Below are 13,451 nucleotides of genomic sequence, written 5' to 3'. Positions count from 1 at the left end.
GTTTCTGGCGCAGGGCACTGCGGCGTTCGGCACGTGTTTCGCTCGGGTTAAAGTTTCAGTCGATTCTGAAATTTCCGCATCTTCCACTTCCCAAGTCGCTGTTGATGTGGTCATGATCACTCCCAGGCATCGGGCCGCACGACAACGGGAGGTCGGCATGACAGGTCGTTCGGGCAGTGGCACCGGGTGGGCCGGGAACCGGTCGGGGGAGTCGGGACGGTGGTCGGCCCGGATCGTCACGGCGCGCATCGCCGCGGCAGGCATCGCCATGGTGTTGGTGTTGGCCGGGTGCTCATCGGGAGGTGGCGGCGGTACCGAGGACGGGGCGAGGGCGATCAGCATCGCCACCGACGACCCGGTGACCCTCAATCCGCTGCGCCAGACCATCGCGTTCGATCAGACGATGGTGCTGTTCGCCCCGCTGACCTCCATGGACAAGGACAACAAACTGCAGTACGTCGCCGCGGAGTCGGTCGAGAGCGACGACGCGACCACCTGGACGATCAAGCTCCGGAAGGGCTGGACCTTCCAGAACGGCGAGAAGGTCACCGCCGACAGCTACATCAAGGCATGGAACTACGAGGCCTACGGTCCGCACGCCTGGGAGAACAGCGGGCAGTTGGCCAACATCGTCGGCTACGACCGGTTGAACCCGGCGAAGGGCAAGCCGAAGACCGATGAACTGTCCGGGCTGAAGAAGGTCGACGCCCTCACCTTCACCGTCAAGCTGCAGAGCCCCGACGGACAGTTCCCGGTGCAGTTGTCCCAGGCGCAGACCGGCTTCTTCCCGCTGCCCGCGGCGGCCTATGACGATCTTGACGCGTTCGCGCACAAGCCGATCGGCAACGGGCCGTTCGAGATGCAGGGTTCCTATCAGGAGAACCAGCCGATCACGATGAAGGCCTGGTCCGGCTACCAGGGGCCGAAGCCGACGGTGGACAAGATCACCTTCAAGCCGTACACCGATATGACGACCGCCTACACCGACGTGCAGGCCGGCTCGACCGACATCGTCTTCGTGCCGGCCTCGCGGATGAACCAGGTGATGACCGACTTCGGTGATCGCGCCCACGTGTTCCAGGGCCTCGGGATGAACTATCTCGGGCTTCCGTTGTGGGACAAGAGATTCGCCGACAAACGGGTCCGGGAGGCGATCTCGATGGCCATCGACCGGCAGGCGGTCAGCAAGGCGATCTACGGCGGCATCTGGGAGCCGGCGACCGCCTTGACGCCGCCGGGCGAGCCCGGTACGCCCAAGGGCCTGTGTGGCGAACTCTGCGAATTCCATCCCGACAAGGCCAAGCAGCGGCTGGCCGAGGCGGGCGGTTGGACCGGGAAGATGGAGATCGTCTATCCGGGTGGCGCAGGTCTGGACGATCTGTACAACGCCTACGCCAACCAGCTCCGGCAGAATCTCGGCATCAAGGATGTGGTGGCAACGCCGACCACCGACTTCCCGGAGTTCCAGGGGCGACGCAACTCCAGGGATCTGAACGGGCCCTACTTCGCGCGCTGGGGTGCGCTGTACGCCAGCCAACAGAACACCTTGCGGTCCTTCTACCTCAAGTCAGGCGGCTGCGTGAACTGCATCCCCTACTACTCCGATGATGTGGCGGCCGCGATCGCCAAGGCCGATGCCGAACTGGACCGGGCGCAGGCGATCAAGGACTACGTCGCGGTCCAGAAGATGATCATGAAGGAGTTCCCGGCGCCGCCGATGTTCTTCGAGAAGTACACCTACGCCACCTCCACACGGGTCACCGGGCTGGTCGAGGCCGGCGGCAACATCGATCTCACCCAGACCCAGATCGGCGACTCGTGAGCGGCGGCACGTCGGACCGGCTGGCCACGATCCTTCAGCGGGTCGACCGGATCCCCGACTACGACCATTTCCCGGGCGTGGACGAACTGATCGCAGCCTTCGACCGGCTGGCCGACGATCATCCGGATCGAGTCAGCCGCCGCCGGATCGGCACCAGCAGGCTCGGCGAGCCGCTGTGGATGTACGCGATCGGTCGCGGACACAGCAACGCCCTGGTGTACGCCGGTGTCCACCCCAACGAGCCGATCGGGTTCTGCACCGCGCTGCAACTGGCCACCGAGCTGTGCACCGATCAGGAGTTCGCCGACGACCTGGACTGCCGCTGGTGGATCATCCCGAACATCGACCCGGACGGCACTCGGCTCAACGAGGGCTGGTTCACCGGCCCGGTCGACCGGGTGACCTACGCCCGGCACTTCTACCGCCCCGCTCCTGCGGAGCAGGTCGAATGGGCGTTCCCGCTGTCCTACAAGGACGCCTACTTCGATGCGGTGATCCCGGAGGCGTTCGCGCTGATGCGGGTGATCGACGACGTCCGGCCCGACATCGCGGTATCGCTGCACAACGGCGAGCTCGGCGGCGTCTACTACTACCTGAGTCGGCCGGTGCCCGGAATGGTCGAGACCCTGCACCGGATCACCGAGCATGCCGGTCTGCCCCTGGACAACGGCGAACCGGAGTCACCCGTCGCCGAGCAGTACGGGCCCGCGGTCTTCGGGATGATCGACATCGAACGGGTCTACGACCACCTCGAGCAGCTGGGCGTGCCACCCGACACCGGGGGAGCCGGAGCCTCGTCGGCGAGCTACGCCGATCGCCACGGCACCCTCAGCCTGGTCGCCGAGCTGCCCTATTGGACCCATCCGGCCATCGACGACCGCGGGCCGTCGGGGCGTCGCTACGCCGAGTTGCTGCGCGAGGCCGCCGATGAACTGGACTCCGACATGGCGGCGCTCGGCGAGCTCTATCGGCGGGCCGAACCGTGGCTGAGCCACACGTCCCAGCTGGTCCGCGCGACCGCAGCCTTCCTGCCGTCCTTGACCGAGGCCGCGGGCAGCGAACGCGCCCGAGCCGCGGAAACCGATCGGGACCGGATCGCCACGGTTGCCGAGGAGTTCAGCGTGCTGGACCGCAATCGCTGTTTTCGGTTGCGCTACGGCGGGATGCTGGTCCGCGCCGTAGCATCCGAGGTCGGCCGAGGCGCCGCGCCGGCTGACCTGCATCGGGTGCATCGCGACCTGGTCGAGCTGTACTCCGGCTGGCAGCGCGAGGCTGCGGCCGGCGAGCCCGACCTGCGGCAGGTCCCGATCAACAGACTGGTCGGCGTGCAGTACGCCGCCACGCTGGCACTGCTCCAGGCCCGGCAGGCGGGATCATGATCAGGTTCCTGGTCCGTCGGGCAGCCGAGCTGATCATCGTCTTCTTCGGAGTCACGTTCCTGATCTACGCTGCCGTCTTCGCACTGCCCGGTGATCCGATCTCCGCTCTCAGCGGCGGCGATTCCCAACCGCTGTCCCCGGCGGTGGTCGCCCAGCTGCGGGCGCAGTACCACCTCGACGATCCGCTCTGGCAGCAGTACGTCGGCTATCTCGGACGGTTGTTCGGCGGTGATCTCGGGACCAACTTCCACGGTCAGTCGGTCGGCGAACTGCTCCGGATGCGCTGGCCGGTGACCATCCAGCTGGCGATCACTGCGTGGCTGATCGAGGTCATCCTCGGGGTGGTGCTCGGCCTGCTCGCGGGACTGCGCAAGGATTCGGTGCTCGACCGCGGCGTGTTGATCATGACGATCATGATCACCTCGATCCCGATCTTCGTGATGGGAGTGGCGACCCAGCTCGTCTTCGGGGTCAAGCTGCAGTGGGTGCCGATCGCGGGAACCGGTGACGGCTTCCCCCGGTCCTATCTGATGCCGGCGATCGTGCTGGCGATCTACGGACTGGCCGCGGTCGCCAGGTTGATGCGCGGCAGTGTGGTGGACACCATGCAGACCGACTTCGTCCGTACCCTGTGGGCCAAGGGTCTGCCCGGGTCGAGAGTGATCGGGGTCCATGTGCTGCGGAACTCCTCGATCCCGGTGATCACCTATCTCGCCATCGATCTCGGTGCGCTGCTCGGCGGTGCGATCGTGATCGAAGGGATCTTCAACCTCCCCGGCGTGGGGCAACTGCTGTTCCAGTCGATCCGGATCCACGAAGGTCCGACCGTGGTCGGCATCGCTACCGCGTTGATCATCATCTTCCTGCTCACCAGTGTGCTGGTCGACATCATCAACACCCTGCTCGATCCGAGGATTCGCCATGCCTGATGGCGCAACGATGATCACCGCCCTTCCGGGAGGACGATCATGACCGACGTGCTGGCCGGCCCCGAGGCCGTCCCGACCGAGGTCGGCGCGATCCGTCGTCGTGGCGTGTGGCGCACCGTCCGGCGGCGTCCGCTGTTCTGGATCCCGCTGTTCTTCCTGGCCGTGCTGGTCGTCCTGGCGGTACTGCCGGGCCCGGTCGCCGGCATCTTCGGACACGGCGATCCTCGCGCCTGCGACCTCGGCTCCAGCGCTCGGCCACCCGGTCCGGGGCATCCGTTCGGACTGGACCTTCAGGGCTGCGACGTGTACGCCGGCGTGATCTACGGTGCTCGGGCGTCGTTGACCGTCGGGTTGACCTGCACGATCATCGCCCTCGGACTCGGCTTGATCATCGGCACCCTGGCCGGCTACTTCGGCGGCTGGCTGGACACCGTGCTGGCCCGGCTGACCGACGTGTTCCTCGGATTCCCGTTCCTGCTCGGGGCCATCGTGGTGTTGAACAGCCTGGGGCAACGCTCGGTCTGGACCGTCGCCCTGGTGCTCGCCCTGTTCTCCTGGCCGACGATGGCGCGGCTGGTGCGCAGCTCGATCCGTGCCACCCGGGACGCCGACTACGTACAGGCAGCTCGCGCCATGGGATTCAGGACCCGCCGGGTGATCGTGCACTACCTGCTGCCGAACGCGATCGGCCCGGTTCTCGCGGTCGCGACGCTGACGGTGGGCGGCGTGATCGTCGCCGAGTCGACGCTGACCTTCCTCGGACTCGGCCTGCGATCGCCGTCGATCTCCTGGGGGCTGCAACTGGCCACCGCCCAGTCCCGCTTCCAGCAGGCGCCGCACACGCTGATCTTCCCGTCGGTGTTCCTCGCCGTGACCGTGCTGAGTCTGATCACCGTCGGTGACGTGCTCCGCGACGCTGTCAACCCGAAGGGGCGGACGTGAGCGAGGCTTGCCAGCATGATGTCTGCAGACAGATCCGGACCGAACGATGCGACCAGGAGAGGCACCAAGAATGACTGAGGGCTACGACGTCGAGACCGTCACCGAAGCGATGCCGGCGATCGCATCCTGGCTGGAGTACCGACGGGTGATGCTCCGCACTCCCGGCATCCAGGTCGCGGTCAGGGTCGGTGATCAACTGATCAGCTCGCAGGCGATCGGCTACGCCGACGAGCCGGCCGGTGAGCCGCTGCGGACCGACCACCTGTTCCGGATCGCCTCGCACTCCAAGACCTTCACCGCGACCTCGATCATGCAACTGGTCGAACGGTCCGCGATCCGACTCGACGACGTGATCACGACCTGGGTCCCCGAGCTCGCGCCCAGTCCGATCGGGCAGGTCACCATCCGCGAGCTGCTCGGCCATCAGGCCGGCGTCATCCGGGATGGGGTGGACACCGACTTCTGGCAGCTGATGCGGCCGTTCCCCGACCGGGACGAGTTGATCAAGCTCTGCATCGAACACGGACGGGTGTTCGAGCCGAACGAACACTTCAAGTACACCAACGTCGGCTACTCGTTGCTCGGACTGGCGATCGAGGCGGCCTCGGGGCAGAGTTACGCCGACTACGTCTCCGAGCACATCATCGGCCGGCTCGGGCTGACCAACACCGGCCCGGAATACGATCCGCGTCGGCAGGCCGACTACGCCGCGGGGCACAGCGGGCTGCTCGACGGCCTGGACACCCGACAGGCGATCGGCCACGTCGATACCCGGGGAATGGCGGCGGCGACCGGCTTCTACTCCACCGCGGAGGATCTGACCCGCTATGGTGCCGCGCACTTCTTCGGCGCCGAGGAGTTGATCACCGATGCGAGCAAGCGATTGATCCAGCGCACCGAGTCGGTGGTGACGGTGAACGGCAAGGAGCAGGGCCGTTACGGGCTCGGGATGGACCTGACCAGGATCGGTGATCGGCAGTGGGTCGGGCACAGCGGTGGCTATCCCGGCCACATCACCCGCACCTACATCGACCCGGACGGACAGGTGGTCGTCTCGGTGCTGACCAACTGCATCGGCGGCCCGGCCACCCAGTTGGCCGAAGGAGTGATCAAGCTCCTCGATCTCGCCCATCGAGCGCCCGACGGGTCGGCGGTCGGCGACGGCATCGATCCGCACACCTTCACCGGTCGATTCGCCTCTTTGATGGGGGTGTCGGAGATTGCGCTGCTGGGTGGACGGCTGGTCGCGTTGGCCAGCGCCGCCGTCGATCCGACCGACACCTGGGACGAGTTGGAGGTGGTCGATGCCGACACCTTGACGGTGACCGCCGGACCGGGATTCGGCGGGACCGGAGAACCGATGAGCTATCAGCGGGCCGCCGACGGGACGGTCGAACTGGTGCGTGCGGGCGGCGGTTCCCGATGGCCGGTCGAGGTGTTCCGGCAGCGCCGATCCGGTCAGATCGCGGCGTTGGGCCAGATCGAGGGTGGGGCATGACCGACAGCGAGGAGTGGCGGCAGGACACCCGGCGATCAGACTTCGTCGAACGGTTCGGCATCGAGCGGGCGATGGCCGGAGCTCCGCGGATGGAGGGCCGGGTGCTGGGTTACCTGATGACCAGCGACAAGCCGTACGTCGCCGCTCGCGAGCTCGCCCAGGAACTCGAAGCCAGCTCGGGGTCGATCTCGACCACCTGTCGCGCCCTGATGGAGGCCGGCTTCATCCATCGGCACGCGGTCCGCGGCGACCGCAATCACTACTACCGGGTCGACGACGACATCTGGGGGAGCTGGCTGGCCGGCGAACGGCGCTACCTCGACCGTCAGCGGCGGCTGTTCGACGGGATGCTCGACGATCTGCCGGACGATCTGGACATGCCCCGCCGGCGGCTGCAGATCGCGCGTGACTACATGATCTGGGTCGCCCAGTACCACAAGAAGATGCTGGCCGACTGGGAGGACTACAAGCGCGCTCAGAGCCAGGATCCGGAGGAGCAGCCGTGAGCCACGAGCCGATCCTGAGCTGGCACGGCATGACGGTGGATTTCGCCGTCGACGGCGGGCTGCACCGCGCGGTGGACGGCGTCCGATTCGATCTTGAGGCAGACGAGGTGCTGGCCGTCGTCGGCGAGTCCGGATCGGGCAAGAGCGTGACGGCGATGGCCTCGGTGGGGTTGCTGCCGGGAAACGCCCGGGTCGGCGGAGAGATCGTCTTCGAGGGCCGGAACCTGTTGGCCGAAGGCCGCAGCGGGTTCGCCGCCGTCCGAGGCAGCCGGATCGGGATGATCTTCCAGGACCCGATGAACGCGCTCGACCCGGTGTTCACCATCGGGTCCCAACTGATCGAGATGATTCGCTGTCATCACGCGGGTGTCGGCCGTAGGTCAGCACGCGACCGAGCCGTCGAACTGCTCGACATGGTCGAGATCGACAATCCGGACCGCCGACTGCAGGCCTATCCGCATCAGCTGTCCGGCGGACAATGTCAGCGGGTGATGATCGCGATGGCGCTGGCCTGCGATCCGCAGGTGCTGATCGCCGACGAGCCGACTACCGCACTGGATGTGACCGTGCAGCAGGAAGTCCTCGACGTGCTGCTGGCGCTGCGGTCACGGACCTCCTGCTCGATCATGATCATCACCCACGACATGGGAGTGGTGGCCGACGTCGCCGATCGAGTGGTGGTGATGCGTTCCGGCTGCATCGTCGAGGAGGCCCCTGCCCAGCGGCTCTTCGACAACCCGGAGGATCCCTACACCCGTGCCCTGCTGGCAGCCGTCCCGCGCGGACGCAGCCGCGATGACAGTGCTGGCCGCGATGGTGGTATCCGTGTCGACAGCAGGGACCGTCCCGACGTCGACCCGGATGACGAACGGACAACGGAGACGGCCGGGCGATCACCGGCGTTGTTGATCAAGGACCTGATGGTCAGATATCCGGGCCGTCGGCGTCGGGCCGCAACGGCGGCTGCGGTGCAGGGCGCCGGTCTGCGGATCGACACCGGTGAGACGCTCGGCCTGGTCGGGGAGTCCGGTTCGGGGAAGTCGACCGTCGGCAAGTGCGTCCTCGGGCTGGCCCCGATCACCGCCGGAACGGTCCGGGTCGGGGAGGTGGAGATCAGGACCGCGTCGGCCGATGTCCTGCGCCGGACCCGGTCCCGGATCGGCGTGGTCTTCCAGAATCCGACCGCCTCACTGAATCCTCGCTACACCATCGGCGAGTCGATCGCCGAGCCGCTGCGGGTGCACCGCGGGCAGCACGGACCGGAGCTGGACCGGCGGGTCGGCGACCTGTTGGCCAGCGTCGAGCTGCCGGCCGACTGGTCGGTTCGCTTTCCGCACGAACTGTCCGGCGGCCAGCGGCAGCGGGTCTCGATCGCGCGGGCGATCTCCATGCAACCCGACCTGCTGATCGCCGATGAGCCGACCTCGGCGCTCGACGTGTCGGTGCAGGCGACCGTGCTCACCCTGCTGTCCGACCTGCAACAGCAGTTGAACTTCGCCTGCCTGTTCATCAGTCACGATCTGGCCGTCGTCGATCAGGTCTGTGATCGGATCGCGGTGATGAGTGGCGGACGGATCGTGGAGCAGGGCGACCGGGGCCGGGTGCTCGGCGATCCGCGGGACGACTACACCCGAAGGCTGCTGCAGGCCGCGCCGGTGCCGGACCCGGCTGAGCAATCACGTCGACGACAGCGGCGGCTCGCGCCCGTGGTGTAGATCAGCCCCCGGGTCCGCGGTCGTTGCCGCGCTCAGGTCATCCGGCCGGTCGGATCGTCAGCCTGCCGTCCCGAGTGCTGGCGTCGATCCGATGATCACTGTTCTTGTCGCGTGGCACCGACACGTCGACCGCACCGTCCTGGGACGAGGTCTTGACCCGATAGCGCTGGTCGCCGGGGACCTCGATGGTCAGCGAACCGTCCTTGTCCTGCGCGGTCAGCCGATCCGGTGCGGTCCGCAGGGCGAGTCGGACGGCGCCGTCGCGGCTGCTGACGTCGACCTGCCGGGAGGTCAGTCCACTGCCGTCGACCCTGCCGTCGACGGTGTTCACGGTGAGCGGCCCGGAACTGTTCCTGACCGTCACCTGACCGTCCCGAGAGTGGATCTGCACCGCCCGGTCGAAGCCGTCCGCGCGGACCCGGCCGTCGGTGTCGCGGACGACCAGGGCCACGTCGCGCGGTACCTCGATCCGGTGCCGCACGGAGCAATCGGCGATCACCCCCGAACAACGCACCCGCAGGGTCAACCGATCCCGGCCGGAGTGCCAATCCCAGGTCGCCTTCGGTTTCGGTCCGTACAGTGTCCTGGCTCGGAACCACCGGGTCACCCTCACCTCGTCGCCGTCGCCGGGGACCAGTTCGAGCGTCGAGTCGTCGGAATCGACGGTCAGCGTCTCGCCCGTCATCTGGAACGTCTTCCGCTCCGGGTCGGCTTCGGCCGGTGGGGCGATCGCGCATCCTGCACCGCCGACCGCGACGAAGGTCAGGACGGCAGCGGCGACAGCGGTGTAGGAACGACGGATCCTCATGCCGATGAGACTAGGGCGGCCCGACACCGGTGCGACATCGGGCGGACCGGTCGATCGGAGGTGGGGATAACCCCCGCGCCGATGACGCTCCGTTCGATGAAGAGATCCTCATCCGGGACTCATCGGCACCTCATGCCCACCGGCGACGATGGATCGTGTCCGGGACCCGGACCATGATCATCAACCGATCCAGGAGGTGTCGACGTGACCAGCAGGATCCGCGTTGCCCTGTATTCCCACGACACCCTGGGATTGGGACACACCCGTCGCAATCTTGCCGTCGCCGAAACGCTCGTCGCGGCCGACGACCGGATCGACGTGTTGATGATCACCGGCAACCCGGAGGTCCTGCAGTTGCCGCAGCCGCGGCGGACCGATCTGATCACGCTGCCGACGGTGATGAAGGATCCGGACGGGACGTATCGGCCGCGCCGGCAGCGATGTGAGCTGGCGGAGCTGATCGACCTCCGGACGCAGGTGATCACTGCCGCCGTCCGATCGTTCGCGCCGCAGCTGTTGGTGGTGGACAAGATTGCCGACGGACTCCAGGGTGAACTGCTGCCGACACTGCGAGCGCTGCGGGCCGACCCGAACACCAAGATCGTTCTCGGGCTCCGCGAGATCCTGGACTCGCCGACCGCGGTTCGGCGGGAGTGGCGGGCGGCCGGCACCGCCGACGTGATCAAGGACCATTACGACGAGGTGTGGGTCTACGGTGACCCGGCCGTCTTCGATCCGGCCCGGGAGTACGGCTGGGCCGTGGGGCAGGGCAACACGATCAACTATCTGGGCTACCTCGGCCGCAGCCGGCCGGCAGCACCACCGACCCGGCCACGGTCGACGCCGACCGAGCCGTACCTGTTGTGCCAGGTCGGAGGCGGACAGGACGGATACGCACTGGCCGACGCCTTCGCCCGGGCGGAGCTGCCGGCCGGGCATCGCGGCGTCATCCTCACCGGCCCCTATCTGTCCGCCGACGATCGCGATCGGCTGTACCGGGTCGCCGGCAGCGCCGTCGACATCGTGGACTTCGTACCGAACCCCGAGGAGTTCGTCGACGGAGCGTCCGCCGTTGTCTCGATGGCCGGCTACAACTCGACCGTCGAGCTGCTCTCGACCTCGATCCCGGTGCTGCTGGTGCCGCGCGTGACGCCCCGAGTCGAACAGTTGATCCGCGCCGAACGGCTCGCCGACGCCGGCCATGTCGACCTGCTGCGCCCCGAGTTGCTGCAACCCGGGCGGCTGACCGCCTGGATGGCGGCCGCCGTCACCCGGCCGCCGCAGGACCGCTCCGCCGTCGATCTCGGCGGCCTGCAACGGATCCAGGAGCTCGCGCTCCGGCTGATCGAAGGAGTCCCCGATGCTGCCTGACCGTATGGATCCGCGGCAGCAGCCCGCCCGGATCGGTTACCTGATGAAGATGTTCCCGCGGTTCTCCGAGACCTTCATCGTGACCGAGATCCTCGCCCTCGAGGCGCAGGGTCGCGAGGTCGAGATCTTTTCGCTGCGGACGCCGACCGACGGTCGGTTCCATCCCGACCTGGCCCGGATCACCGCGCCGGTGCAGTACCTGCAGCCCGGGACGGTGAAGGCCGAGCAGTTGTGGACGGCGCTGGCAGGATACCGTGACGCCGTCGGACCGCTCGACGATGATCAACTCCGTGAGCTGTTGCGGGTCCCACCACGGGAAGCCGCGCAAGCTCTTGATCTTGCCCGTGCGGTCCGATCACGTCGGATCACCCACCTGCATGCCCACTTCGGATCAGTCGCCACCACTGTCGCGCGGCTGGCAGCACGGCTGTCCGGCATCGGCTACAGCTTCACCGCCCACGCCAAGGACATCTTTCATACCGAGGTCGACGAGGCCGACCTCGGTCAGAAGATCGCCGAAGCCCAGGCCGTGATCACGGTCAGCGACTACAACCTGCAGGATCTGACCCGCCGGTTCTCCCCGGCCGCCGGGCGGGTTCGGCGGATCTACAACGGCATCGACCTGCAACGCTTCCGGTACGCCGCCGCCGATGATGGTCGCCGACCGGCCGGACCGGTACGGATCGCAGCCGTCGGCCGACTGGTGGAGAAGAAGGGATTCGACGACCTGATCGCCGCTGCGGCGCTGCTGGATCGGCGCGGAGTCGACTTCCGACTCGAGATCGCCGGCACCGGTCCGCTCTCCGAACCGCTGGCGGCGATGATCATGGGTGAGGGCCTCGCAGACCGGGTTCGGCTGCTCGGCGCGCTCCCACAGAACGAGGTCCGCCGGCTGGTGTCCTCCGCGGCGGTCTTCGCCGCCCCCTGCAAGGTCGGGGCCGACGGAAACCGGGACGGTCTGCCCACCGTGTTGTTGGAAGCGATGGCACTGGGCACCACCTGCGTCAGTACACCGGTGACCGGGATCCCGGAGGTCGTCGACCATCGGCGGACCGGGTTGCTGGTCCCCGAGAGCGATCCCGAGGCGCTGGCCGAGGCCTTGACCGAGTTGATCACCGACCCGGCGTTGGCTGCTGCGCTGGCCGATGCCGCCCGGGCGAGGATCGAGGCGGACTTCGACGCGGAGCGGCAGGCGAGCCGGATCGCGGCACTCTTCGACAGCCTGCACCAACCGGCGGAGGTGACTGCCGGATGATCAACAGACGACCGATCCACCGGATCGCCTTGGTGTGCACCGATCCCGGGATCGGTGTGTTCGGCACCAAGGGCGCTGCCGTGCATGTCCAGTCGGTGCTCCAGGTGCTGGTCGACGCCGGCTGCGACGTCCATGTGATCACGCCCCGGCCGGGACCAGTGCACGACCATCGACTGGCCCGCCTGGTCACGGTGCACCGGCTCCCGGAGATCTCCGCCGGGCCCGCCGCGGAACGCGAACGCGCCGCACAACGCTCGGACGCCGGCGTTGCCGCGGTCCTGGACGCGGTCGACCCGGACCTGGTGTACGAGCGCTACTCCCTCTGGGGCCGGACGGCAACCGCGTGGTCGAACGCGCACCGGGTGCCGAGCATCCTGGAGGTGAACTCACCGCTGATCACCGAGCAGGCGGTCCACCGCGAGTTGGCCGACGCTGATGGTGCCCGGACCGTCGCCAGGCAGGCGTTCGGCGCCGCCGACGTGATCAGTTGCGTGAGTGACGGCGTCGCCGACTGGGTCGGCACCATGACCGGCCGCACCGCCCGGATCCTGGTACTGCCCAACGGCGTCGACACCGATCGGATCCGGCCGGCCGAACGCCCCGCGGTCACCGGTGATCAGTCGTTCGTGGTCGGATTCCTCGGCACGTTGAAGGCCTGGCACGGCGTCGACACCTTGATCGACGCGCTGGCCGAGGTCGACCAGAGCGGAACGGCCGGCTGGCGGCTGCTGGTGGTGGGGGACGGGCCGCTGCGAGCCGGCCTGGAGCGCCATGCCCGGCAGCGAGGCGTCGACGCCGAATTCACCGGCGCGATCGACGCCGATCGGGTCGGACAGCAGTTGCAGCGGATGGACGTCGGGTGTGCACCGTACCCGGCGTCGACCGATCACTATTTCTCGCCGCTGAAGGTGTTCGAATATCTCGCTGCCGGGCTGCCGGTGCTGGCCAGCGCGATCGGCCAGATCCCCGGCATCCTCGACCACGGCCGCCTCGGCCGACTGGTCGCACCCGGTGATCGGCGTGCGTTGGCCGCGGCGTTGGCCGAGATCCGCCCCGATCGCGATGAGCGGGTCCGGCTGGCGATCGCCGGCCGTGATGCAGCCGTCGAACGCCATACCTGGTCCGGTGTGGTCGAGCAGGCGTTCGCAGCGGCGGGTGCCGGACTCGGCCGGCCGGTGGTGGGAGCCGGTTGATGAGAGTGGCAGCGCGACGAATGGTGCCGCACC

At 67.8% G+C, this 13,451-nt stretch carries 11 protein-coding genes; 10 read left to right on the top strand and 1 reads right to left on the bottom strand.

Translation table 11 applies throughout. From position 1 onward, the window contains the following. Window positions 1–157 precede the first annotated feature (157 nt). The 7 genes from BLU38_RS03465 to BLU38_RS03435 all read left to right on the top strand — a co-directional run bounded on the left by BLU38_RS03465 (window position 158) and on the right by BLU38_RS03435 (window position 8,791). Window positions 158–1,822 (top strand): peptide ABC transporter substrate-binding protein, encoded by a 1,665-nt coding sequence (locus BLU38_RS03465; RefSeq protein WP_197679978.1) that lies wholly within the window; start codon window positions 158–160, stop codon window positions 1,820–1,822. Then, on the top strand, window positions 1,819–3,201 hold the full coding sequence (locus BLU38_RS03460) for a M14 family zinc carboxypeptidase (RefSeq protein WP_091519903.1): 1,383 nt from the start codon (window positions 1,819–1,821) through the stop codon (window positions 3,199–3,201). Before BLU38_RS03465 ends, BLU38_RS03460 begins: the two co-directional genes overlap by 4 nt. After that, window positions 3,198–4,130, top strand: a complete 933-nt coding sequence (locus BLU38_RS03455) for an ABC transporter permease (protein ID WP_091519900.1) — start codon at window positions 3,198–3,200, stop codon at window positions 4,128–4,130. The genes BLU38_RS03460 and BLU38_RS03455 overlap by 4 nt, the downstream gene beginning before the upstream one ends. Window positions 4,131–4,169: 39 nt before the next feature. Further along, on the top strand, window positions 4,170–5,072 hold the full coding sequence (locus tag BLU38_RS03450) for an ABC transporter permease (RefSeq protein ID WP_091519896.1): 903 nt from the start codon (window positions 4,170–4,172) through the stop codon (window positions 5,070–5,072). 70 nt (window positions 5,073–5,142) lie between these two features. Next, entirely contained in the window at window positions 5,143–6,570 is a 1,428-nt protein-coding gene (locus BLU38_RS03445) for a serine hydrolase domain-containing protein (RefSeq protein ID WP_091519893.1), read from the top strand. Beyond that, window positions 6,567–7,076 (top strand): GbsR/MarR family transcriptional regulator, encoded by a 510-nt coding sequence (locus tag BLU38_RS03440; RefSeq protein WP_091519889.1) that lies wholly within the window; start codon window positions 6,567–6,569, stop codon window positions 7,074–7,076. Before BLU38_RS03445 ends, BLU38_RS03440 begins: the two co-directional genes overlap by 4 nt. Then, window positions 7,073–8,791 carry a dipeptide ABC transporter ATP-binding protein gene (locus BLU38_RS03435; RefSeq protein ID WP_231920156.1) on the top strand — a complete coding sequence of 573 codons (1,719 nt, stop codon included), beginning with the start codon at window positions 7,073–7,075 and terminating at the stop codon, window positions 8,789–8,791. Before BLU38_RS03440 ends, BLU38_RS03435 begins: the two co-directional genes overlap by 4 nt. A gap of 37 nt (window positions 8,792–8,828) precedes the next feature. On the opposite strand, the gene BLU38_RS03430 is transcribed toward BLU38_RS03435, so the two are convergent. After that, window positions 8,829–9,599, bottom strand: coding sequence for a DUF4097 family beta strand repeat-containing protein (locus BLU38_RS03430; RefSeq protein WP_091519886.1), 771 nt, complete (start codon window positions 9,597–9,599; stop codon window positions 8,829–8,831). Window positions 9,600–9,803: 204 nt separating this feature from the next. Here BLU38_RS03430 and BLU38_RS03425 point away from each other — a divergent pair, with 204 nt between their 5' ends. From BLU38_RS03425 to BLU38_RS03415, 3 genes are read left to right on the top strand one after another with little or no spacing between them, the layout of a single operon-like run. Beyond that, window positions 9,804–10,970 carry a glycosyltransferase family protein gene (locus BLU38_RS03425; RefSeq protein ID WP_091519883.1) on the top strand — a complete coding sequence of 389 codons (1,167 nt, stop codon included), beginning with the start codon at window positions 9,804–9,806 and terminating at the stop codon, window positions 10,968–10,970. Continuing rightward, complete coding sequence (locus BLU38_RS03420; RefSeq protein WP_197679977.1) at window positions 10,960–12,225, top strand: glycosyltransferase; 1,266 nt, start codon at window positions 10,960–10,962, stop codon at window positions 12,223–12,225. The genes BLU38_RS03425 and BLU38_RS03420 overlap by 11 nt, the downstream gene beginning before the upstream one ends. Continuing rightward, on the top strand, window positions 12,222–13,418 hold the full coding sequence (locus BLU38_RS03415) for a glycosyltransferase family 4 protein (protein ID WP_091519877.1): 1,197 nt from the start codon (window positions 12,222–12,224) through the stop codon (window positions 13,416–13,418). Before BLU38_RS03420 ends, BLU38_RS03415 begins: the two co-directional genes overlap by 4 nt. Window positions 13,419–13,451 lie beyond the last annotated feature (33 nt).

Origin of the sequence: Microlunatus soli (assembly GCF_900105385.1) — a bacterium.
In the GTDB taxonomy this organism is placed as follows: Bacteria; Actinomycetota; Actinomycetes; order Propionibacteriales; family Propionibacteriaceae; genus Microlunatus; species Microlunatus soli.
Note: the sequence above shows the minus strand (reverse complement) of the source record. Positions and strands in the feature narration are given on the sequence as shown.

Bases quoted from the DNA above. Each gene is read 5' to 3' on its own strand.
- BLU38_RS03465 (WP_197679978.1), top strand. From the start codon at position 158: ATGACAGGTCGTTCGGGCAGTGGCACCGGGTGGGCCGGGAACCGGTCG.
- BLU38_RS03455 (WP_091519900.1), top strand. From the start codon at position 3,198: ATGATCAGGTTCCTGGTCCGTCGGGCAGCCGAGCTGATCATCGTCTTC.
- BLU38_RS03415 (WP_091519877.1), top strand. From the start codon at position 12,222: ATGATCAACAGACGACCGATCCACCGGATCGCCTTGGTGTGCACCGAT.
- BLU38_RS03440 (WP_091519889.1), top strand. From the start codon at position 6,567: ATGACCGACAGCGAGGAGTGGCGGCAGGACACCCGGCGATCAGACTTC.
- BLU38_RS03420 (WP_197679977.1), top strand. From the start codon at position 10,960: ATGCTGCCTGACCGTATGGATCCGCGGCAGCAGCCCGCCCGGATCGGT.
- BLU38_RS03445 (WP_091519893.1), top strand. From the start codon at position 5,143: ATGACTGAGGGCTACGACGTCGAGACCGTCACCGAAGCGATGCCGGCG.
- BLU38_RS03450 (WP_091519896.1), top strand. From the start codon at position 4,170: ATGACCGACGTGCTGGCCGGCCCCGAGGCCGTCCCGACCGAGGTCGGC.
- BLU38_RS03430 (WP_091519886.1), bottom strand. From the start codon at position 9,599: ATGAGGATCCGTCGTTCCTACACCGCTGTCGCCGCTGCCGTCCTGACC.